General features: G+C 55.3%; 16 protein-coding genes. 15 read left to right on the top strand and 1 reads right to left on the bottom strand.

Annotated elements, in window-relative coordinates; all coding sequences use genetic code 11:
* The first annotated feature begins 58 nt into the window (after nt 1-58).
* The 3 genes from HRQ63_RS03900 to HRQ63_RS03890 are packed head-to-tail and all read left to right on the top strand — an operon-like array spanning nt 59 to nt 7,175.
* Nucleotides 59-2,488, top strand: coding sequence for a heparinase II/III domain-containing protein (locus HRQ63_RS03900; protein ID WP_172239361.1), 2,430 nt, complete (start codon nt 59-61; stop codon nt 2,486-2,488).
* A gap of 33 nt (nt 2,489-2,521) precedes the next feature.
* A complete protein-coding gene (locus tag HRQ63_RS03895) occupies nt 2,522-5,959 on the top strand; it encodes an alpha-mannosidase (RefSeq protein ID WP_172239358.1) in 3,438 nt (1,145 codons plus the stop codon).
* Nucleotides 5,952-7,175, top strand: a complete 1,224-nt coding sequence (locus HRQ63_RS03890) for a glycoside hydrolase family 88 protein (protein ID WP_229714056.1) — start codon at nt 5,952-5,954, stop codon at nt 7,173-7,175. Before HRQ63_RS03895 ends, HRQ63_RS03890 begins: the two co-directional genes overlap by 8 nt.
* A gap of 160 nt (nt 7,176-7,335) precedes the next feature.
* On the opposite strand, the gene HRQ63_RS03885 is transcribed toward HRQ63_RS03890, so the two are convergent.
* Nucleotides 7,336-8,136 (bottom strand): SDR family oxidoreductase, encoded by an 801-nt coding sequence (locus HRQ63_RS03885; RefSeq protein ID WP_172239355.1) that lies wholly within the window; start codon nt 8,134-8,136, stop codon nt 7,336-7,338.
* 281 nt (nt 8,137-8,417) lie between these two features.
* Here HRQ63_RS03885 and HRQ63_RS03880 point away from each other — a divergent pair, with 281 nt between their 5' ends.
* The 12 genes from HRQ63_RS03880 to HRQ63_RS03825 all read left to right on the top strand — a co-directional run bounded on the left by HRQ63_RS03880 (nt 8,418) and on the right by HRQ63_RS03825 (nt 22,470).
* Nucleotides 8,418-9,665: a DNA polymerase IV gene (locus tag HRQ63_RS03880; RefSeq protein ID WP_172239352.1), complete on the top strand. Its 1,248-nt coding sequence runs from the start codon at nt 8,418-8,420 to the stop codon at nt 9,663-9,665.
* Nucleotides 9,662-10,003, top strand: coding sequence for a YolD-like family protein (locus HRQ63_RS03875; protein WP_172239349.1), 342 nt, complete (start codon nt 9,662-9,664; stop codon nt 10,001-10,003). Before HRQ63_RS03880 ends, HRQ63_RS03875 begins: the two co-directional genes overlap by 4 nt.
* A 42-nt stretch (nt 10,004-10,045) precedes the next feature.
* Entirely contained in the window at nt 10,046-10,405 is a 360-nt protein-coding gene (locus HRQ63_RS03870; RefSeq protein ID WP_172239346.1) for a YhjD family protein, read from the top strand.
* A 31-nt stretch (nt 10,406-10,436) separates the two neighbouring features.
* Nucleotides 10,437-11,462 carry a phosphotransferase enzyme family protein gene (locus HRQ63_RS03865; protein ID WP_229714055.1) on the top strand — a complete coding sequence of 342 codons (1,026 nt, stop codon included), beginning with the start codon at nt 10,437-10,439 and terminating at the stop codon, nt 11,460-11,462.
* A gap of 192 nt (nt 11,463-11,654) precedes the next feature.
* Entirely contained in the window at nt 11,655-12,173 is a 519-nt protein-coding gene (locus tag HRQ63_RS03860) for a MarR family transcriptional regulator (RefSeq protein WP_172239343.1), read from the top strand.
* A 281-nt stretch (nt 12,174-12,454) separates the two neighbouring features.
* On the top strand, nt 12,455-12,925 hold the full coding sequence (locus HRQ63_RS03855; protein ID WP_172240578.1) for a DUF2243 domain-containing protein: 471 nt from the start codon (nt 12,455-12,457) through the stop codon (nt 12,923-12,925).
* Nucleotides 12,918-13,826 (top strand): cytochrome c oxidase assembly protein, encoded by a 909-nt coding sequence (locus HRQ63_RS03850; RefSeq protein ID WP_229714054.1) that lies wholly within the window; start codon nt 12,918-12,920, stop codon nt 13,824-13,826. The genes HRQ63_RS03855 and HRQ63_RS03850 overlap by 8 nt, the downstream gene beginning before the upstream one ends.
* Nucleotides 13,827-13,914: 88 nt before the next feature.
* Nucleotides 13,915-14,553 (top strand): DUF4241 domain-containing protein, encoded by a 639-nt coding sequence (locus tag HRQ63_RS03845; protein ID WP_172239340.1) that lies wholly within the window; start codon nt 13,915-13,917, stop codon nt 14,551-14,553.
* 142 nt (nt 14,554-14,695) lie between these two features.
* Nucleotides 14,696-15,304: a hypothetical protein gene (locus HRQ63_RS03840; RefSeq protein ID WP_172239337.1), complete on the top strand. Its 609-nt coding sequence runs from the start codon at nt 14,696-14,698 to the stop codon at nt 15,302-15,304.
* A gap of 170 nt (nt 15,305-15,474) precedes the next feature.
* Complete coding sequence (locus tag HRQ63_RS03835) at nt 15,475-15,825, top strand: Imm51 family immunity protein (RefSeq protein WP_172239334.1); 351 nt, start codon at nt 15,475-15,477, stop codon at nt 15,823-15,825.
* A 210-nt stretch (nt 15,826-16,035) separates the two neighbouring features.
* Nucleotides 16,036-16,929: a DUF6612 family protein gene (locus tag HRQ63_RS03830; RefSeq protein ID WP_172239331.1), complete on the top strand. Its 894-nt coding sequence runs from the start codon at nt 16,036-16,038 to the stop codon at nt 16,927-16,929.
* Nucleotides 16,930-17,064: 135 nt separating this feature from the next.
* A complete protein-coding gene (locus HRQ63_RS03825; protein WP_172239328.1) occupies nt 17,065-22,470 on the top strand; it encodes a diguanylate cyclase in 5,406 nt (1,801 codons plus the stop codon).
* Nucleotides 22,471-22,624: the final 154 nt, after the last annotated feature.

The raw sequence follows: 22,624 nt of genomic DNA, 5'->3' as shown, positions 1-22,624 counted from the left end.
ACGAAAAAAACGGCTTCGGGCGGATTGTCGCTCCGAAGCCGCTTGCGGGAGGACGACTATGTTGATTTATGACGAAGAGACGTTAGCCCGAAGCCGGCGTTTGATTCAATCCGATCCTGCCATGGGCCGGGGTTGGGCGGCTTTTGCGGAAAAGATGGAAAGCCGGGACGCGGCGTGGGTGCGGGAAGCAAGGCAGCGAATCGCTTCGCTGCGCGAACGCTGGTTGACTTACGGCGGAAGCAAGCTTTTCACGCTCGGGAACGAAGTGCGGATGCTGGCGAAGGAAGCGCAGAACCTGGCATTTTACGCGCGCATGACGGACAGCCGGAAAGCGGAAGCGCTGGCCGCGGGATTGATTACTTTGTTAAGCGAAGAAGACCGTTGGGTGTATCAGAGCGGCGGCGGGCGGCAGTCGGATTTGTGGACGGCGGATATCGGGCTTCGGCTGGCTTCGGCTTACGACGCGGTGCGTCATGCTTGCAACGCGGAGGAGCGGCGGCAAATCGAGCAGATGCTGTACGAGAAAGCTTATCTGCCGCTGTACGAAGATTGGCTGCATCCGGTCAAAAAGATTCATGCGCTGGATACAATGGGTCATAATTGGTGGATTGTCTGCGTATCCGCGGCCGGTCTGCTGCTGCTAGCGCTCGAAGGTCGTGTTCCTCACGCGGACGAAGCGCTGCATACGATCACGGAAGGCATCCGCGAGTGGTTCGCCTATCCGGGAAACGTGCTTCAAAACAAACAAGCGAATTTCGGGGCGGACGGCGATTATGTCGAAACGATGGGGTATTTGGATTACGCGTTAGGCAATTTTCTGGTGTTCGAAGCCGCTTACCGGAGGCGGACAGGCGATGCGAAGCTGGGCGAATCGGAGGTGCTGCGGCAGATTCCGGACGTGTACCTGGAAACGATTTATTGGAAACGGGCGCAAGACGGGGATAAAGGCTCAGAGGCGAACCCTGAATCGAAACCCTTATCGGAACCTGCCGAACGTCAATCGGAGCGCGGAAAAGGGCAGGTCGGCACGTTTCATTTCGGCGACGAAGGCGATCGGACTTTGCATGCTTACGTCTGGCTCCGTTTGGCCGATATGCAGCGGCGGGGCGACATGCTCGGATTGTTCGCGTACATTAAAGGAGAACCGTCGGAAGCGGCCGAGTTCGCTTTTTATCCGGAACATCTGCCTATTCAACCCCCCGTGTCGAGCGAAAAAGAAGGAATCGCCGTGCTGGGGCATTCGGGCTACGGCTTCGTGCGCTGGCAAAGCGGCGGGGAGCAGGTCGTGCTGGCCGTGAAGACGGGAGAAAGCTGGAATCACAATCATCTGGACGTCGGGACGTTCATCCTGACCGTCGGCGGACGGACTTTCGTTGACGATTCCGGGCACTGCGCGTATTCCAAGCCGCTGTATAACGCCTACTATCGGCAGTCTGCCGCGCACAACGTGGTTTTGTTCAACGGTCACGGCCAACCGCCTGCGCTGATTGAGGAAGGAACCAAATTCCCCGGATGCATTCCCGATTGGCTGGACACTCCCGGCTACCGGTATCTGTTGGCGGATTGCACAGGTCCTTACGCCGGGGCGTACCGGCGCTTTTACCGGCATTTCGTCTGCGTGGACGGCGCCATGATTCTGATCGACGATTTGCAAGCCCGGGAGAGCGGCACGTTCGAATGGCTGCTGCATATGCCTGCCGGGATGAAGATCGAACAAGGCCGGGCGGAGCCGTCGTTGTCCATGGAACGGGCGGAGATGAAGCTGCAAGTGCTGCATCCCTACCCCGAAACGAAAGAATATGTTTCGGAACAAGGATATCTGAACTCTTTTTCCCGAGCAACGGGGTTGGAGGATGTTTTTCCCGAAGCCGATTATGCCAAAATCCGTTCCGGATCGGAAGACGGGCGGATCAAGTTCCTGAGCGTGTTTCTGCTGCCGGGTTCCGAAGAGGAAGAATTGACGGTCGAGCGATTGACGGGAACGGCAGGATCGGATGCGGAACCTTCCGAATTGTCCGATTCCGCAATCGGCGACGGCATGCAAGCGATCTCCCTGAAACGCACGAACGGCAGCCGCGTCGAGCTGATGGTCAACCGCCGCGCGGACGGTCGCGTCATGCACGATAATTCGCATGCGGGGTTCGGCGTTTGGGAGACGGATGCTTTCCTGACGGTCTTGTTTTACGAGAAGGACGGTTCGTTGGGGCGGATTGCCCTGCATAACGGCAGTTACCTCAAGCGGGAAGGGCGCTGCCTATTCAGCTCCCTGCTCAAAGGAAGCGCCGCGCTGGACTATCGGGAAGGATTGCGGGCGGCGACGTCGCTATCCGCGGACGCCTGGTGTTATTTCGCGCTCGATCGAGACCCGAACGAGGAATGCGAAGCGGAAGGACTTCGATTCGATTTCGACTCCGGCATGTGGAAGCGGAAAATGCAGGCCGGACGTTCCGAATTTCGTTTGGACGAAAAGAACGCACTTGATTCGTAACCACCATTCTGTTGTCGAACGGAGGCTTGCTTCATGTTCAAAACCGAAGAAAAACTGAAAGCCCGCCTGACGGAATTGGAATCGCTAAGATATCGAACGTTATCGAAGTTCGAAGAGCTGGAAATCTGCCCCGATCCCGATGGGGATATTGCCGCCTTACCGCCGGAAGCCGACAACGAAGGCTGGACGGCCGTGCCGCCGGGGCAGCGTTGGGAAGGGCGGGACCGTTATTTGTGGCTGCGTCTGTCGTCGGTGCTTCCGACTGCGCCGCCCGGCTTCCGCCTTGTCGGCCGATTCGATTTCGGCACCACGCCGCACGGCAACAGCAGAGGATTCGAATCGCTGCTGTTCGTGAACGGTCAGCCGCGCCAAGGCGTCGACTCCAATCATCGCGAAGTTTTCCTGAACGATCTTGCAGACAGTGAAGTTCATCTGCATTTTCGTTTGTGGTCCGGTTTGGAAGGCGGAGGGCCGAAGACGCCGCAAGAGCATAGGCTGGGGCAGGCCGAGATCGCCCTGCTGCATGCGGCGTCGGACGATCTGTACTATACGGGACGCGCAATGCTGGAGACGGTCGATATCCTTGCCGATACGCGGGCGGAACGCGGCGATCTGTTATCGGCGCTGGATCATTCTTTCCGTCTGCTGGATTGGTCGAAGCCCGGCACGGAATCTTTTTATGTATCCGTCGAAACGGCGCTTGCCGAACTTGAGCGCCGCTTGGTTAAGCTGCGCGCGAATTATCCGCAATCGGCCGATCCGATCACCGTCAACTGCATCGGGCATACCCATATCGACGTGGCCTGGCTTTGGCGGCTTCGGCATACGCGGGAAAAAGCGGCCCGATCTTTTTCCACCGTGTTGGAGCTGATGAAGCATTACCCGGATTACGTGTTCCTTCAGACCCAGCCGCAGCTGTACGAATACGTGAAGCAGGACTACCCGCGGCTGTACGAAGAGATCGCGAAAAAGGTGGCCGAAGGACGCTGGGAAGCCGGAGGCGCCATGTGGCTGGAAGCGGATTGCAACTTAAGCTCGGGCGAGTCGTTGGTCCGGCAAATTTTGCACGGAACGCGCTTTTTCCGGGATGAATTCGGGGTGGAGAACCGTTATCTATGGCTGCCCGACGTGTTCGGCTACAGCTGGGCGCTTCCCCAGATCCTGCGCAAATCCGGCATCACTTCGTTCATGACGACCAAGATCAGTTGGAGCCAGTATAACCGGATGCCGCACGACACCTTCGTTTGGCGGGGGATCGACGGTTCGGAAGTGCTGACCCATTTTATCACCACGCCGGAGATCGAGTTCCCGGAAGAGACCTACTATACGTACAACGGATATATCGTGCCGAAAACGGTACAGGGAATCTGGGAGCAGTATAAAGATCGGGAGATGAACCGCGAGCTGCTGCTCTGCTACGGTTACGGGGACGGAGGCGGCGGGGTCAATCGCGACATGCTGGAAATGCGTCGTAGATTAGAGCATATGCCGGGATTGCCGCGAACCGTAACGGGCAGGGCGGACGACTATTTCGACCGTTTGGAGCGCACGGCGGCGGAGACGGAAGGGTACGTGCATACGTGGGACGGCGAGCTGTATTTGGAAAATCACCGGGGGACGTATACGAGCCAGGCTTGGATCAAAAAAGCGAACCGGCGTCTGGAGCTGGCTCTTCGGCGTTCGGAACTGTTGAATGCGGCCGCGGGTCTGTTGGGCGGGCATGATGCGCCGGCAGGGCAGCAGCGGTTAGATCAAGCCTGGAAGATCGCGCTGCGCAATCAGTTTCACGATATCATCCCCGGCTCTTCGATCGGAGAAGTGTACGAGGATGCGCGCTTGGAATACGAAGAGGCGAATTCGCTGGTCGCGTCGGTCGATGAAGCGTCGATTCAAGCACTGACTTTCATTGAAACGCGAGCAGAAGGAGTCGATGCTTATCGTCCTGCCGCAGCGGCGGAGACGAAGGATCAATCGACGCAGGACGCGGAAGCCGCCGAGAGGTGGACGGACGAGGGCGGGCTGCCGCCGGAAACGGGAAAAGAAGTCGCTCAAGCCTCTACCGTTCGAGTGCCAAGATCGCAGCGTTCCCGTACCTATACCGTATTCAACGACTCTTCCTGGAGCAGCTCGGAACCTGTCGAAATCAGGGGTTGGGATACGCATGAACAACTGAGCGGGCAGGAAGAACTCGGCATTATTGAAGTGGGCGGCTGCAGCTGGCGTACGGCGGATGGACGGCGGCTTGCTTTTCAACGGACTGAAAAGGGTTGGTTGGTCGATACGGGGGATGTGGCTCCGCTGGGTTTCAATGAGCTGATATTTGATCCGGAGGGCGATCCGTCGGAAGCTTCGGAAAGTACGGATCGAATAGAACCGGCTCGCGCTATCGCTTCCGAACCGGGATTTATATGGCAGGAAAACAGGTTGGAAACGCCGTTTTACATTGTGGAATGGGATGAACGAGGGGGCCTGAGTCGTTTATATGACCGTGAGCATCGGCGCGAGGTACTGGCATCCGGCGAGCGCGGAAACGTATTCCAGATATTTGAAGACAAGCCGCTGCAATTCGACGCTTGGAACATCGATCTGTTTTACAAGGAAAAGATGCGGACCGTGGACACCCTTCGATTCATGCGGCTAAAAGAAAACGGTCCGCTGCGTGTTTCGATCGAGATGGAATGGGCGTACGGCGATTCGGTGATCACTCAGGAAATGCGCCTGTATACGGGCCATCGCCGCATCGATTTTTGCACGACGGTGGATTGGCAGGAACGCAGGCAGCTGTTGAAAGTTGCTTTTCCCGTCGCGATTCGGGCCACCGAAGCTTCTTACGATATCCAGTTCGGCAACGTGAAGCGTCCGACCCATTGGAATACGAGCTGGGATTATGCCCGGTTCGAGACGGTGGGACATCAATGGGCGGATCTGTCGGAACGGGGGTACGGCGTCAGTCTGCTTAACGATTGCAAATACGGATACGACGTCAAAGACCATACGCTGCGGTTGAGCTTGATCAAGTCGGCGGAGTACCCGGATCCGGAAGCGGATCTCGGCGAGCATGTCTTTACGTACTCGCTGCTGCCTCATGCGGGCGATTGGGCGGAAGGCGGCACGATGCGGCAAGCTTGGAGCTTGAACAGCCCGCCCGTCGCTTGGGAAGGAAGTTCAAGCCTGCATGGCCGCTCGCTTCTGCGTGCGACAGGGCTGAACGGATCGGATTCGCGAGCGGCTATTGATGCTTTCAAAGCAGCCGAGGACGAAAACAGATGGATCGTGCGCCTGCATGAATGCGAGGGAAGAAGCGGCGAGATGGAGATGTCGTCCTTCGCCGAAGCCCTGCATTGGCAGGAAACGGATTTGTTGGAACGTCCGATCGGCGAAGAACGGTCCGGAGTTTGGCGGTTCACGCTCAAACCGTACGAGATCAAGACGTTTCGGCTTAACTTTGGGGGAGGTGTATCCGATGAGTAAAAAGAACGCCGAGGAAGTAACTTTGAATCCGGTACAGTCAGAAAAGAGCATGGTAGACGAAGAGAGGCCCGCAGCGGAAATGGAGCAGAGTCGAACCCCGATTTTTGAGCGTGCCGCGGCTTTCGTGCTCAAACGTATCGATGCCGGTCTTGAAACGTTCGGGCCGTGCGCTTATCCGGCTCCTTCCAGCGTAGGCGGCGTCTACCCGGCCATCGCCAACTTCGAGTGGACGTCAGGCTTTTGGAGCGGGATGCTTTGGTTGGCTTACGAATTGACCGGGGACGTCAAATACCGCCAAGCCGCCGAGAGTCAGCTTCCCGATTACCGCGCGCGCCTGGACGGACGCATCGGCACGGATACGCATGACTTGGGCTTTTTATACAGTCTGTCCGCGGTCAACGAATACCGGATCACCGGCAACCCGAAAGCCCGGGAGGCCGGATTGATCGCGGCGGAGCTGCTCTCTTCGCGCTATCTTCCCCAAGCGGGCATCGTGCAGGCGTGGGGGAATCTCGACGATCCCGAAGAACGCGGACGAATGATCATCGACTGCCTGATGAATCTGCCGCTGCTGTATTGGGCAAGCGAAGAAACCGGCGATCCGCGCTACGCGGATCAGGCTCGCAGTCACGTCCGTCAGTCGGCGCGATATCTGGTACGGCCGGATCGCACGACGTATCATACCTACTATATGGATGCCGAGACGGGAGAGCCGCAATACGGCACGACGCATCAGGGACATGCGGACGATTCGTGCTGGGCGCGCGGGCAGGCATGGGGCATTTACGGCTTTATGCTGAGCTATCTGCATACGCATGAAAAGGATCTGATGGAGCTGTCGAAAACATTGGCTGATTACTTTGACGAGCGTACCCCGCCTGACGGCGTCGTATATTGGGACCTTGTGTTTTTGACGGGAAATGCGCAGGAGAGAGATTCTTCGGCTTCGGCCGTTGCGGCTTGCGGCTTGCTGGAATTGGCAAGGCAGCTTCCCTCCGGCGAGGAACGGAAGCAGGCGGAAAGGCAGGCTTTGGCGATTTTGACCGCGCTCGATGCGGGGTATACGACGCGCGATCTGCCGGGGTCGAACGGTGTATTGAAGCATGGCGTATATAACAAACCTCGAGGGATCGGGATTGACGAGTGTACGATCTGGGGGGATTATTATTATTTCGAGGCGTTGGTGCGGGTGTTGAAGCCGGGATGGAAGCCTTGAATCTGCGTGGATTCGTAGATTTCGGGTTCGCGCTAGAGACGGCCTGACAAGCGAAAAGACTGCTCTGAAGCCGGCAAACGGCTTCAGAGCAGTCTTTTTTAATAGTTACCCGGTAAAGATCCCGACGGTTCATCCGAACGATCCATGATCGCGTCCGTATTTAAATCTTCTGCTCCCACAGCTTCGCTTGGTATTCCTTGACCTGCTGCTCCGAAGCTTCCGGCCATACGGTGCGGAAGTTATGCTTGTCCTGCGGAATGATTTCGACCATTTTGTCGACCATGTCCTGCGGGTCGAACTGCTGGGCCAGCATCTGTTCGCCTTTGAGCAGGTCGGAGCGTTTGGTGAAGTTCGTTTTTTCGTCGTACCATTTTTCTTTTTCCTCGAACATCATATCGTTGAAGCCGGTTTTGTAAGGTCCCGGATTGATCGTCGCGACCTGTACGCCGTAAGGTTCCAACTCCTGCTGCAAAGCCTGCGCCAGCGCTTCGAGCGCGTGCTTGGAGGCGCAGTAAGGACCGAGGAACGGGTTGACGCTAAGGCCGGCGATCGAGCTGGTAAACACGATTTTGCCTTTCTTTTTGGCAACGAACTTGCGTGCGGCGATTTGAGCCAATTCGATCGAACTGAAAAAATTCGTTTCGAATACTTGCCGTACGTTATCTACGGGAACTTCCGCGAAAGGACCGGTATGGCCGATCGCGGCGTTGTTGACGAAGATATCGAAATCATGTTCTTCGACCTGCGCCCGGTCGAGCGGATTGTTGACGTCCAGCTTAAAGACTTCGATATCCAATCCTTCCGAATTGGCGTACTCGCGAAACTCCGGGACCTGCGAGATTGTTTCCACGGTCGCGATCACGCGATGCCCCGCACGCGCCAATCCGATCGCGGTTCCTTTGCCCAGCCCGCTGCCGGCGCCCGTGATGAAGATCGTTTTTTTATTCGAGAAAATAGCCATGGTGTCGCCCTCCCAAGATGTGGTTGATAAAAAAGTCCTTGTCCGTCATGCTTTTGTGGATTTACCCGGGAATGCGGCGCGGGAATCAAAATGTTTGCCCGGACGGCTGTTGGATTCGAACGCCCGCAGCTGCCGTTTGCCCCAAGGCGCGTATTCGATCCGCTCGGAAAAAGCGCAAAAAACCCGTTTACAGAACTGATGTTCGGTGTATAATATTGAAGTAAGAAAATAAAGGCGCTGAACCGAGCTGCTTATTTTGACTTTGTCGGGAGGGAGAGATCATGCCGGGCAAAAGTCGGGTCATCATGTTGGTGGATATGGAAAGCTTTTACGCCGGGGTCGAAAAATCCAGACATCCGGAATACCGCGAACGTCCTCTTGCCGTGGTCGGAGAACCTTCCGTTCCTTCAAGCGCGGTACTCGCGGCTTGCGCTATTGCCAAAAGGCATGGCGTTCGTACCGGAGAACGGTTAAGCTCCGCTTTGGCAAAGTGTCCGGATCTGGTCGCGATTCGTCCGCGCATGGGCGAATATATCGAAATTTCCGCGTTGATCGCCGGAATTCTCGAAGCCTATACCGATCTTGTGGAGCCTTATTCGATCGACGAAATGTTTATGGACGTCACGGGTTCTTTGCGCTTGCACGGCGGGAGCCCGGAAGAATTGGCCCGGCTCGTTCAATCCCGCATCGCCGTGGAGACCGGCGTGCGGGCCAGGTTCGGCATCGGCGCGAATAAAATTCAGGCTAAATTGGCATGCGACCTGGTTGCCAAACGGACAGAAAACGGAATTATCCGCATACATACGAAAAAAGACTGGGAAACCTTGATTTGGCCTGAGCCGATCAGGCATATGTGGGGCGTCGGTTCGCGCATGGAAAAGCATTTGCTCGCCCTGCGCATTCTTTCGATCGGGGAACTGGCGCGAACGCCGGTAACGAAATTGAAAAAACGCTGGGGAGTCAACGGAGAAGTATTATGGCGCGTCGCGAACGGCATGGACGATTCTCCGGTATCGCCGTGGACGGAGCGCGAACAAAAGCAGATCGGCACGACGATCACGCTGCCCCGGCTTTATCGGGAAGCGGGAGAGATCGAGACGGTGCTGCTCGAATTATGTACCGAGATCGGGCGCAGGGCCAGGCGCATGAAGCGCATGGGGGATTCGTTGTCGGTAGGAGCGGGCGGCGAAGGCGGATATCGGAGAAGCGAAGGGTTTCATCGGCGCGGAATATTGCCCGACCCCAGCGATATCACGGCGGAATTGTATCGCGAAGCGCTCCGCCTGTTTCGGGACGGTTGGGACGGCATGCCGGTCAAAAGGCTTCATTTATCGTTGGGCGGCCTTTTGTCCTCCGATGTTTACCAACCCTCGCTATTCGAAGACCGGGAACGGCAACGGCTTCTGGATCGGGCCATGGACGAAATCAAAGACCGTTTCGGCGAGACGGCGATCGTGCGCGGGCATTCTTTGACGAAGGCCGCACGGGCGCAGGACCGGGCGGACAAGATCGGAGGACATTACAAATGACGAAAAAACTAGAGGGTAACGGAATTTGGGAAGCCAGTCGCATGATTCTGCCGGAATACAGGCAGCGCATCCTGCGCGCGTCGGCGGAAAGGGATCAAGGCAGGCGCGTTATTTTGCATCAGGACGAACTGGATCATATTGCCGAAGCGGTCAAAAGGTCGCTCGTGCTTCATTCGTCCGTTAAGCTTCGGCTGCAAGGAAATTCCTCCGGCGAATGGGTGGAAGGAATCGTGACCGATGCCAGTCCGATTCAGGGAACGCTTCGATTGGAGAACGCGTCCGGCATTCGCCGAATCGCGTATTCGGATATTGCCGGTGCCGAATGGAAAGACGAATAAACCGCATGATTCGACGTTCCGTTCGCGAAAGGAGCCGTGCCGATGAAAGCGACGGAAGAAGATTTTGCCCTGATTCGGGCGATGCTGGAATTGCCCTACCTGATTCGGGTGCTGGATGCGGACATGAAATTGATCGACGGATCCAAGCTGCGCACGCGTGCCGTTTTGCTCAGGCAGCTCGATCGTCTGCGCGAAGAGGCGCGTTACGAGATGAGAGAGCTGCGTCAAAAACTCCGTTCCCGCAATATCAAAATCGTGAAGCAGATCCGTATGGAAGACAAGCTGCATGCCGAATACGTTTGCCGCGGGCATCATGACCGGATGGCGTTGATGTGGAGCCGCGTCAAATGCGACGTGGAAGAAATGATCGAAGCTCGTCTTGCCGCCGTAAGGGCGTTATAATGAATGGATAAAAGTTGACGGGAGAGAGCGTATGACGGGAAGAGCGGGAAAAGCGGCAGAAGGCGTATTGGAGAACGTGGTTCGGCAGTATTTGCCGCAGTATGCAGGAACGCCTCAACAAGGAGCCAAAGGCTGGAACAACACCACGCGTTTTATCGATCACGATTACGAGCGTTATGTGTTGCGGGTGTACGAAACGCATCAGGAGCCGGAAAAAATCGAATTCGAGCATGCGGTTTTGCTGGCCTTAACCGAAGCGGAATTGTCTTTTCGCACGCCTGTGCCGTTGCGTACGGCAAAGGGAGAAACGTTGGTCCGCTTGGAAGACGGCAGCGGACGGTTTGCTTGTTTGTTTGCTTACATCGAAGGCATGCGCCCGGCAGACGAAGATCTTCGTCCGCTGCGCGCATTCGGGGAAACGGCAGGCGAGTTGTCCGCATCGTTGGCTTTGATCGATCCGGGGCGACAGCCGGCTTACCGCCCCTATTACGAATTGGATGAAGCGTATCCGCTTTGCAAGCTTGAACGGGTATCCGGCCTCGCCGCGGACCCGCCTTCCGAGTTGAAAAAAGCGGCTCCTGCCCTGATTCGGATGGCGGAAGCTTATGCCGAGAGTTTGCGCGAATTGGAACATCTTCGCAGCCTGCCGCATCAGCTCATACACGGAGACCTCAACGCATCCAACCTGCTGGTTCGCGCGGGCGAGCCGAAAATCGTCGAAGCGCTGCTGGATTTCGAATTCTGCACCTACGACGTCCGGGCGATGGATGCGGCGGTCATCTTGTCCGGGCTTCCCGAAGGCGAAGAACCGATCCGTCTGTTCGCCGAAGGATTCCGCAAAAGCGTCATGTTGAGCGAAAAAGAAATCGACGCGATTCCGCTGCTTATGCGTTTGCGCAAAGTGGACGTTTTCCTGCATTTCCTCACTCGCTATTGGGAAGGCATAGACGGTTGGACCGTATTGGAAGAACAAGCGAATTCGTTATCCCGGGATTTGGAACGCATGAGAAGAAACGAACCGGAACTGAAGCTTTTGTTAACTGAAGTTTTAGCCTAATTGAGAATGGAAAGCCGGCGGCCGAAAGGCTTAAGAAGCCGGTTTTCCTTTATTTACGGCATCTTTTTATACGTACGGGAAAAATATTATTTTAAAAATTTTGTTGATTATCATTCTCAATTAGGATATATTGTTCTCAGTAGCAATGACGTTGAAGCTGAACATCCCATATATCCTGAAGGAGTGAATGCTATGGAAGCAAGCGTTTACCGTCAACATACAGCACCATCGGAACTTTACGGACAAATTTTGGATTTCCTGCATCGGTACGAAAGCCATAGACAAACGGAGCCTTCCAGACTCCGCGCCATGATCGAAGACGAAGAGACGGGCAGCCGGGTAGGCAATCTGACGGTGGTGAACGCCATTCAGTGCATCGGTCGGCACGAGCCGATCAACGGAACGACCATCGCCGAGAAGATCGGTCTGTCGCGTGCAGGGGTGACCAAAATCGGAACGCGCCTGGTGCGCGAAGGTCTGGTCAAGCGCGAGCGCATGCGTCACAATCGCAAAGAAATTTATTACCGTCTGACGCCTGCGGGCCGCGAAGTGTTCGATACGCATTGCGAGCTGCACGAGCGCGAAGAAGAGCGTTTCCGGACTTTCCTGGGCGGTTACAGCGGCGAGCAATTGGCTTTCGTCGGTGAATTCCTGCGCCACGCCGGAGCGGAGTTCGAACGTCAGCAGCTTTTTGCGGAAAAGGTTCGCTAGAATTCGGCAGTATAGCTTCACGCACGGCCGCCATTCCTGCCAATCTCATCGTTTTCATACATATCGCAGGACACAGCATTGATTTTAGTTGCCGTTCGGGACCAACCATCCTGAGCGGCAGTTTTTTTGTTTTTCGATTTTTTGCAGCATCCGACGAACCGGCAGAAATTCGAAGTCGCAAAACAAGGGTTATAGAAGAAAGAGGTTTTTTTACAAAAGGAGGAGAAAACGTGAGCGAATTTTCAAGCCATGCCGGAAGCCGCAAACAGCCGGCGCGAGAGATCGGAAACAGTCGATCGAGAAGCCTGGTATCCGGCATTCTGTTCGGAGTCGGATGTATCGCGTTTATCGACGAAGTCGTATTTCATCAGCTGCTGCATTGGCACCATTTTTACGATCTTTCCACGACGGGGGCTGGACTGGTTTCGGACGGTCTGCTGCATGCGTTCAGCTGGTTCGCTTCGGTCGCTTCCTTGTTTATGTTGGCCGATCTGCGCCGGAAGCGTGCATGGTTCCGTTCGCGTTGGATCGGCGGCGTGCTGCTGGGAGCCGGGTTCTTTCAACTGTATGACGGAATCGTTCATCATAAGCTGATGCAGATTCATCAGATCCGGTACGGCGTGGACCTGACGGCATACGATTGGAGCTGGAATATAGCCGGCGCACTGCTGCTGATCGCGGGGATAATCATGACGATTCGGACGGGGCGGGAAAAAACGGAATCCCGCGAAGGAGCGTCGGCGCGTGAATAGAGCGAACGGTTTCGTTTACGCGCATGCCGGACACGATCATGGCGCCGACGCGTCGGCGATCGAGTCGGCCCATCACGCCGCTCAAGGCATGGCCGCTTTTGTCCCGCTCATGCTGTTGGCTCTGCCGCTGATGCTGCTCTATCTGGGTACGGCGTTTTGGACTTCGCGCCGTTACAAGCGTTGGCCGGCTTACCGTTCGCTGCTGGCGTGCGCGGGTATACTCGCCTGCGCTTCGGCGGTCGCGGGTCCGCTTGCCCAAGCGTCGCACGGCAGTTTCACCGCCCATATGTTCGGACATCTGCTGCTCGGCATGTTAGGTCCGCTGTTGTTGGTTTATTCCGCGCCGATCACGCTGCTGCTTCGAAGCTTGCCGCGCCGCTCGGCCCGGATGCTGACGGGATTGCTGCGCAGCCGTCCGGCCGCCGTCTTGACGCATCCCGTTATCGCGGCGCTGTTGAACGTCGGCGGGCTGTGGCTGCTGTATACGACGAATCTATACGCGGCGATGCATACCTCCGCAGTGCTGCATGCGCTGGTTCATATTCACGTTTTCGCTGCCGGCTATCTGTTTACCGCTTCGCTCCTGCCCGTCGATCCTTCTCCTCACCGCACGGGAATGAAACTTCGGGCTTGCGTCATGATCGCGGCTTTCGCGGCGCACGGCATTTTGGGCAAATTCCTGTATGCGTCTCCGCCGCCCGGCACGGATATCGAAGATGTCCGAATCGGCGCGCAACTGATGTATTACGGCGGCGACGGGGTTGATCTGTTGTTGATCGTATTGTTTTGCTATCGCGGGTACCGGGCAGCCGGGCGTCAGGATATGCCTTCGACACCGAACGCATCGAATGAAGGAAAACGGAAACTTCGTTCGGAAAACGGGAAAAGAGGGTATACATAGTACGTAGAGCGAAAGGCCGTTTGATCGGCGTCAGGAACGAAATGATTCGCGACGTCGTTTATTTTCGAAAAAGAGAGGAAGAGAACCCATGTCGAAATTTTTGCAAGATTTGCTGGAGCCTGCCAACGGATCGCTGCGTCCGCAGCCTCTGGATCCGCTAAAAATCGTCTCGGGACGCGTAGTCGCCTGCGATCCGCTGACTTCGACGCTGGAAGCGTTCGAATACGAGGTCAAGCCCGGCACTTACCCGGTGTATGCTTGGCATAGCGAACAAAAAGGCACGATTGCCGGAGCGGAGCTGCGTTTTTCCGACAACAAGCCGGTACGCTGGGAATTGGCCGTTCGTCCGGGTCAGGATAAAAGCACGCTGAAAGAGGACGAGCTGTTCGGGTATCCGGTCGACGCGGGTATCGGAAGCTTCGCCGACGAAGACGCGGTCCGCGCGCTGGAATCGTTGGACGGTCGGCTTCAAGAAGAACTCGGCGACGAATATATCAGTCTTTACGACGATTTGGTCGCGGACGTGCTGGAAGAGCATGACGGCGTATGGGGCAACCTGACTTCGGACGAAGAATCCGGATTGAACGTCATCATGTTCGCTTCGGGCTTCGGCGACGGTTTTTACGCTTCGTATTGGGGCATCGACGAGAACGACGAAGTCGTTTCGCTGCTGACCGATTTCCAAGTGGTTCGGGAAAGCGATGCCGCGAACGGTCCGTCGGAATAAAAGGCGCGTATCGTGCGCCGGGAAGGCCTTGTGCCTTCCCGGCGTTTTTTCGTCTGCTCCGGCGCGCTTCGTGGTACAATGCAAAAAAGCCGAAAAAGACGACCGGCCAAACAAGCTGCGGAGAATAAGGAGGGGTTCGACCATGAACAGAGCGGTACATAAAAAGCAATACGAATCTGCGGAAAGCGGAATTGCGGAAGAAATCTCGGGTATGTCCGAAAAACGAAGCACGCTGGAAAGCGTAACCTCTTTGTTGGAGCGTGCGGGGATCGATTACGTCGTCGGCGGAAGCGGCATGCTGCTCGGACTGGGTTTAACGGATAACGTGCGCGATTGGGACTTGATGACCGATGCGCCGGAAGCTCAAGTGCGAAAGTCGCTTGCCGAAACGAAGCTGATCGAAGAAAGCGGTCCGAGCGAGCTGTACGGAAGCGGCTGCAAACTGCGAATCGAAGGAACGAATCCGGAAGTGGAGATTATTATCGGATTCGCGATCCGCGCCGATCGGAAAGAATGCCGGATGCCGGCTTTGACGGCGGGCGTCCGAAACGGACTTCGAATCGCCAGTCCGGAAGTGTGGCTGGCGGCGTACGCGCTGATGGGTCGGGCCGAAAAAGCGAATTTGTTGGAGCGTTATTTGGAGCAAAACGGAGCGGATCGTCACGCGATAGTTCGAATTCTCGAAGAACCGCTGCCCGCCGAACTGGCGGAGCGGCTGAATCGTCTTCCCTTGGTTTCTGGGCAAAAATAAAGAAATGAAGAAAGCAGGTCTGCTTTCTTGCATGACGCTGCCCGCGATCATCGCCGGCCGTACAGCTTTTTATCGAGAAGGCCATGAAAGCATTTTGTGTGCCATAGCCAGGGTGTAGTAAACTGATACGGGGAAGTTTTTTATCAAATTGGATCAAGGAGGAAAAGAAGATGACGGAAGAAGCCAAACACGGCATGGAGCCGTTCAAATGGGTAGACCACGGTGAAGGAAAAGCTTCGGTAATCTTGAGTGCCGGACTTTACAAGAACGAAGTGTTTGCGGAGCGTGCGGATGACGGGTTTGAAGGAAGCGGTTATGATTGGGGTTCTCTCGCCGCCGTATTCCTGGAAGAGAAAATGCCGCATCTTGCCGACCGCGTCAAGTTTGATCCGGAAGCCGACATGTTTGCTGCCTATTCAGACGATGTCGAAGCGTTGGAGCTGTTCGTTTACGCATTCAAAGACGCTTGCGAGGATGACGCTTTGATTCGCGATCTCTTTTCCCGAGCCGAATTGGATTAAAAGACATAAGTCCCAATCTTACGTGAGAAAAGCCCCAGTCAGTAATTCGTTCGAATGACGGGTATTCCCTTGCCGGGTGTATTGATAACATGGAAAAGCTTTGTTCTTTATCGCTTTAGGCGTTAATTTGTCATAAAAGCGTTAAAAACAAGGCGCTTTGGTTTAATAAGCCGAAGAGACATATTTATCAGAAACCAGGAGGGGTACATAATGAAAAAACTTTGGACCGCCGTATTTTCGGCGATGTTGGTTGTAAGCATTACAGCCTGCGGAAACAACGAGGAAACGGCAACTACCGAAACTCCGGCAGCGACGGATACGACGGCGCCTGCGGAAGCGCCAGCCGCTGAAGCAACAGAAACGCCTGCTGCGGAAGAACCGGCGGCCGAGGCATCGTCGATGTCGGCCGAAGAACTGCTGAACAAAGCTCAAGAAGCGACCAAAGAACTGAAAAGTTACAACATGGTCGCGAATATCGATCAAAGCATGACGCTTAACGGCGAAGAAAATACGTCCAAAACGAACATGAATACCGATATTGTGCTTGATCCGGCGATTAGCGGCTACCAAGAAATCAAAACCGATGCGGCAGGCGCTTCGACCGATATCAAGCAGTACATTACGGCCGACGCGGTCTACATGGAAGTGGAAGGACAATGGAGAAAGCTTCCGGAAGAACAGCGTTCGCAAATGATGGCCACGCTGGAAAGCGGATCGAATCTGGAATCTTCGTTCGATCAATTCAAATCCGTGGCCAGCGACATGAAAGTGACCGAAGAAGGCGACGATTACGTGCTGACCGCATCGCTGTCGGGCGATAAAATCAAATCCATGGCTTCGGACATGCTGGGAGGCAGCGACGAACAATCCGCGGCGGCTCTCGATCAAATGAACATCGAAGAAATGAACCTCACTTACGCGCTAAACAAAGAAACGTTCTATCCGACCAAATCGCTGATTGACATGACGATGTCGGCGGAAAGCGGAGAAGGAGACCAAGCCATGAGCATGTCGATGCATATGGTCATGGACAGCACGATTTCGAAGCACAACGAGATCGAAGCGATCACCGTTCCTCAAGATGTCGTAGATAGCGCACAATAACACCGCGATTTTCAGCCAGCTGCAATCTTGCAGTTGGCTTTTTCGCGTCCGGACGCAATCGGCTTCCCTCAACCGATGATATGGGATATGCTAAGAATTAATAAGAGAATCGGCGGCCAAAGGTGGAATGGGACCATGACAACAATTGATCGTTTTACTATTATCGAAACCTTTTCCGACAATGGCCGCAGAGCCGTTTATCGTGCAATAAATGAAGATTCCGGCGAGACCGTGATTTTGAAAATATTGCGTTCGGGATCAGCGGATTCGCAGGAAGTGATTCGATTCAAAAAGGAACATCGCCTGCTGGAAAAATTAAGTGCCGAAGTAGAAGGGGTTATACGCCCGATTCGGCTCGAAGAACGCGGGGGAATGCTGCTGTTGCAGCTGGAAGATATCGGCGGGCGTTCGTTGGATCGGATCTGGGCGGAAAAGCGTCCCGACCCCGAGTCGTTCCTGCGCGCAATGGTCGCTTTTATCGAAATTTTGGGCGAAGTGCACGCGCGCGGCGTTATCCATAAAGACGTCAAACCTGCCAACTTGATCTGGAACATGACGACTAACCGGCTTCGGCTGATTGATTTCGGATTGTCCGAAGACTCCGCATCCGTCGATATCGATAGCTTGAGACAGGCTGAATTACCGGAAGGCAGCCTCTCGTATATGTCGCCTGAACAAACGGGGCGAATCAATCGAAGTATCGACTTTCGGACCGATTATTATTCTTTCGGCGTTACCTTATATGAACTGGCTGCGGGCTCTCGTCCTTATCAGGAAGAGAACGCGCCGGAGTATCTGTTTTCGTTAATGGCGAAACACCCCGCTCCGCCCCATCAAGTTATGCCCGAACATGCCTCTCCCGCTTTATCCCGTTTGATCATGAAGCTGATGAGCAAGTCGCCCGAAGAGCGTTATCAGACTGCATACGGCATCAAGGCCGATTTATTGCGCTGCATCCGTGGCGAAACGGATTTTGAGCCGGGCAGCCGGGATCGTCAGGAACGATTCCGGCTGCCGCAGCGGTTGTACGGTCGGGAAGCCGAGCTTCCTCAGGCTAAAGCCTTTTTTTGTTCTGCTGCCGGAAAGCCGCCAAGATTGCTTAAAGTGTCGGGCGAAGCGGGGACGGGCAAGACGACCTTTGTCAACGAACTGCGCACTGCGGTTACGGGAGAAAAGGGACGCTGGGCCGAAGGGAAATGCGATCCTTACAATCGAAGCCTTCCGCATGCGGCCCTTATTCAGGCGTTCCGCGGCTTGATGATCCAGATGGCGGTCGAGGAAAATCGGGACGATTTGCAGCATTCGGAAATGGCCCGAAATTTGCGCAGAGAGCTTGACGGCAGCGGAATGTTGATTGCGCGGCTGATTCCGGAACTTGAAGCTTGGATCGGTGCTTCGCCTGAACTGCATATGCTTGCTCCGGCTGAAGATACAAGCCGTTTTTTCCTGAGCTTTGCCGCTTTCGTTCGAGGATTATTGCATGACGGACGACCGCTGTTATTGTTTATGGATGATATGCATCGAGCAGATCCGACCGAGATTCAGTTGGTGGAACGACTGCTGCTCGATCCGAAGCTGCGCGGACTTTGCGTAGTCTGGGGCTATCGTTCCGACGAACTGGGCGAAGATCATCCCTTGTCCGGTTCGGCAGATCGGATTCGTGCTTCTCGCGAAGTCAGTCGGATCGAATTGGGTCCGTTGACGCAGGAAGCGCTGGAATCGCTGATTGCCGAAACGCTGCATGCGGATCGGGATAAGGTTCGCTCATTGGGGGAAGTCTTGCGCCTTCGAACGCGAGGAAATGCCTTATTCGCTCGGGAGACGCTGCGCGAATGGCATCGGGACGGACTTCTTGCATTCAATGCGCCCAGGGGAAGCTGGGAGTGGGACGTGCAGCGGATTGCGGAAATGCCGGTCAGCGAAGATGTGCTGGGGCTATTGATGGAGCGTTTGCTGGGTCTGGATCGCGATTTTCGGCGGCTCTTGACGCTTGGGGCAGTATTAGGTTCGGGATTTGACGCAAGCTTGCTTGAACGGACCGGCGAAGTCGATCGCGCGACGATAGACCGCTGCTTGGAGCAAGCGCTCGAAGAAGAATTGATTGTCCGTTACGAGCTTCCGGAATCCGCGGCTTCCGTCGGTTCATCGTCGCATTATCGATTCCGGCATGATCGGATTCAGCAGGCCGCTTACGAGATGCGATCGCCGAGCGAGATCGTTCGACTGCATCTGCGGATCGGCCGAGTATGGCTTGAACAGCTTGGTCCTGACCCGGCTGCATATCCAAAAGACTTGCTTGAATCTGTGGCGCACTTGAACAAAGGACTTGCGCATATGGAAGATGAAGCGGAGCGGGAGTGCTTGATCCGATTGAATATCGAAGCCGCCGGATTGGCAAAAGCGGCTTACGGTTACGATACGGCATGGGAGTTGGCGCGAACGGCAGCGGAATTGCTGGGGGACGCGCGTTGGATCGCGCGGCCGGATTTGACGCGTGCCGCTTTGTTCTTGTATGCGGAATGCGGGTATCTTTGCCGCCGGATCGAAGAAGCGGATGAAGCGTGCGCAGAATTGATCGTTCAAGCAAGAAATCCGCTGGAATCGGCCGGGCTTTACGAGATGCAGGCCGCGTTTTATTTTTATTTGGGGCTGATGAAGGAATCGTTGGATTCAGGCAAGAAAGGGTTGTCGTTACTCGGGATTCGTTTACCTGATCGCGTGCGGATGACGGCGGTTGCCGCCGAATTGGGCAAGGTGAAGCTGAAGCTTGCCCGTACCCCGATCCGACGTTTGGAACAAGGCGGCGAAATGAGCGATCCCCGGGTTAAGCTGGCCATGCGCCTGTTGATCGGGATGTTTCCGCCTGCTTTTATTTCGGGCGAGCAGCCTTTATTCGGCCTGATCGTACTCAAAAAGACGGCGCTGACGCTCAAGTACGGCATTGCGCCGGAATCGGCACTTGCTTTTACCGGCTACGCGCTGCTGTTGTCCGGGTTGGGAGACGTTAAGGGGGCATGGGCATTCGGGAGTCTGGCGCTTCGTCTCCATGATCGCTTTGACGATCTTCGATCGCGCAGCGCGACGCAGGTGCTGACGGCATTATTTACTCGAATCTGGAAAGAACCTTGGCCTTGCTTGCCGGAAGCTTTTGGCGAAGCGATCGATTCCGGCTTGCGTTCGGGGAATTTGCTGTATCTGGCGCATGCGTGCTATTACGTCAATCTGTGGCATCCTGCGTTGGATATGAAGGCGCAGATTGAGGAGAGCGAGAAGCATATTGCTTTGATCGAAAATACGGGACATCATGAAGCGCTGGCGACGGCCAAGCTTGCCCGGCAGCAATGGAGGGGACTGGCCGGACTGTTGGAGGACCCTTTATCGTTCGACGGACCGGATTTTAGCGAGACGGCTTGCCTGGCGCAGTTGGAGAGTGCGGACTACAAGTCGGGCATCGCGATCTACTATTTATATAAGATGAAACAATACTTCACCGCCGGACAATACGATGAAGCGGCAAATTATATGGACCGGGCCGAAGCTTACGCAGGCGCGCTGGCGGGTTCGGCTTTTATGGAGGAGTATGCCCTATACAGCTTTTTGATCAGCGCTTACGCAAGTCCTCTGCATGACGCCGGAGCGCATCGTCGCAGGCAGAATCGAATAGGCCGCGAGTTTCGCCGCATTCGAAACTGGGCTGCCCATAATCCGCATAATTTTGCTTGGCACGAGCTGCTGCTGCGGGCGGAACGCGCACGAAAATCCGATCGGTCGGACGAAGCTGCCCGATTATACGATCTGGCATGCGCCGAAGCGGAAAGTCGGGGGCCGGTGCGTTACAAAGCATTGGGATTCGAACTGGCCGCGGCTTTCCATTTTAAAAAAGGGCATGCCGATTACGGGGCTTATTTGCTTGGCAAAGCCGTGTATTATTACGCAGTCTGGGGAGCGGAAGGCAAGATCAGGCAATTGGCGCAGCGCTATCCGCAGCATACGACCTCCCGTGCGCATGAACGCGTGCAGCCCGGTACGTTTACCGCTTCGTCGGACAGCATTGATCTCGATGTCTTGATGTTGGCCTCGCAAGCGATCTCGCGGGAGATCGAATTGGATCACCTGCTTCAGGCGCTGATGGAGATCGTCATCAAAAATGCGGGAGCGCAGCGGGGATATATCTTGCTTCGGCAAAGTCCGATGATGGTTGAAGGTCGCTATGTCGCGGACGGGGATCGAATTTCGGTGGTCGTACGTGAAACTACATTATACGATCCTCTGCCCGAAACGCTGCTGAGATCGGTCGAAGAAAGCGGCAGGACGCTGATCGTTGACGATGCGGGAACGGAACCTTCGCTGGCCGGCGATCCGTATATTCGGCTTCATCGTCCGCGTTCCATTGTCTGCATGCCGCTCATTAACCAGAACCGGACCGTTGCCGTCATCTATTTGGAAAACAATCTGGTTACGGGCGCTTTTACGCAAGAACGAATGAAAATTATCAATTTGCTTTCCCGGGACATGGTCTTTTCCCTGGAGAATGCGAGTCTGTATGAAGAGTTGGAGCAGTCCGAAGCCAAGTATCGCGAACTCGTTGATAATATTCAAGACGGCATTTTCATGATTCAGGACGGTCGGTTCGTCTACGTCAATACCGCCTTGGCGGAAATGCTGGGCTACCGTACGGACGAGATGCTGGGCGCGCCGTACAATGCGTTTATTCATCCGGCAGACGCGGAGCGGGTGGAGCTTTATTACCGAAGCCGAATCGAAGGCAGGGAGACGCCGTCCGAATACGAGACTTCGCTTTCTCACCGGGACGGCGTTCGGATCGTGACCGCAATCCACAAGGTGAGCGGCGTTTCTTATCGCGGCAAGAGGGCGGTGCAGGGAACCGTCAAGGATATCACGGCCAGAAAAAGAGCGGAACAGGAACTTCAACGCCACAAAGAAAACCTTGAGGAGATCGTCGCCGAGCGGACCGAAGAACTCAAACGCAATAATGAAGAATTGAATCGGTCGTTGAACTTGATCGAACGGTTGTCCGTCACGGATGAGTTGACAGGGCTTTACAATCGTCGTCATTTCAACACCGTATTTGCCGGAAGCATTGCCCGCGCAAATCAAAAGGAGGACTCGCTGGCCTGCCTGATGTTGGATATCGACTGCTATAAAAAGTACAACGATACGTATGGACACTATGAAGGGGATCAGGTGTTGAAGCGTCTGGGCGGCGCGCTCCGGCGCTGCACCGCTGACGGACAAAGCTTTGCTTTTCGTCTGGGCGGCGAAGAATTCGGCATTTTGATGCCCGGCGCCAGCCGGGAAGAAAGTAAGGAATTCGCGGAAAAGGTGCGTCGGGCCGTAGCCGCATTGCAGATCGAGCATGCGCGGAACCCCGGGTTTGGCATCGTGACCGTATCGATCGGTGCGGTGTGGGCGCAGGGAACGGAGCTTGAAGAGGAGAAGCTGTATAAAATGGCCGACGAGGCGTTGTATACGTCCAAGCACGAAGGACGCAACCGCGTCACGATGGCGGAATACGAGTAGCTCGTTTCGGAACGGAAAAGGGAACCTGCGCGAGCGAATATTGCCGCGCAAGGTTTCTTTTTTTGTCCGGAGATATGTTTGCGAGGCAGCATAATGTCTATTTTGGCGCCGTTTCTCGATTTTTAGTCTATGCGTCTTTGCTATAGTAAGTCAT

The organism is Saccharibacillus endophyticus (assembly GCF_013185185.1).
Lineage (GTDB): Bacteria > Bacillota > Bacilli > Paenibacillales > Paenibacillaceae > Saccharibacillus > Saccharibacillus endophyticus.
Note: the sequence above shows the minus strand (reverse complement) of the source record. Positions and strands in the feature narration are given on the sequence as shown.

Bases quoted from the DNA above. Each gene is read 5' to 3' on its own strand.
- HRQ63_RS03860 (WP_172239343.1), top strand. From the start codon at position 11,655: ATGGAAGCAAGCGTTTACCGTCAACATACAGCACCATCGGAACTTTAC.
- HRQ63_RS03895 (WP_172239358.1), top strand. From the start codon at position 2,522: ATGTTCAAAACCGAAGAAAAACTGAAAGCCCGCCTGACGGAATTGGAA.
- HRQ63_RS03845 (WP_172239340.1), top strand. From the start codon at position 13,915: ATGTCGAAATTTTTGCAAGATTTGCTGGAGCCTGCCAACGGATCGCTG.
- HRQ63_RS03885 (WP_172239355.1), bottom strand. From the start codon at position 8,136: ATGGCTATTTTCTCGAATAAAAAAACGATCTTCATCACGGGCGCCGGC.
- HRQ63_RS03840 (WP_172239337.1), top strand. From the start codon at position 14,696: ATGAACAGAGCGGTACATAAAAAGCAATACGAATCTGCGGAAAGCGGA.
- HRQ63_RS03825 (WP_172239328.1), top strand. From the start codon at position 17,065: ATGACAACAATTGATCGTTTTACTATTATCGAAACCTTTTCCGACAAT.
- HRQ63_RS03870 (WP_172239346.1), top strand. From the start codon at position 10,046: ATGAAAGCGACGGAAGAAGATTTTGCCCTGATTCGGGCGATGCTGGAA.
- HRQ63_RS03890 (WP_229714056.1), top strand. From the start codon at position 5,952: ATGAGTAAAAAGAACGCCGAGGAAGTAACTTTGAATCCGGTACAGTCA.
- HRQ63_RS03865 (WP_229714055.1), top strand. From the start codon at position 10,437: ATGACGGGAAGAGCGGGAAAAGCGGCAGAAGGCGTATTGGAGAACGTG.
- HRQ63_RS03835 (WP_172239334.1), top strand. From the start codon at position 15,475: ATGACGGAAGAAGCCAAACACGGCATGGAGCCGTTCAAATGGGTAGAC.
- HRQ63_RS03880 (WP_172239352.1), top strand. From the start codon at position 8,418: ATGCCGGGCAAAAGTCGGGTCATCATGTTGGTGGATATGGAAAGCTTT.
- HRQ63_RS03875 (WP_172239349.1), top strand. From the start codon at position 9,662: ATGACGAAAAAACTAGAGGGTAACGGAATTTGGGAAGCCAGTCGCATG.
- HRQ63_RS03830 (WP_172239331.1), top strand. From the start codon at position 16,036: ATGAAAAAACTTTGGACCGCCGTATTTTCGGCGATGTTGGTTGTAAGC.
- HRQ63_RS03900 (WP_172239361.1), top strand. From the start codon at position 59: ATGTTGATTTATGACGAAGAGACGTTAGCCCGAAGCCGGCGTTTGATT.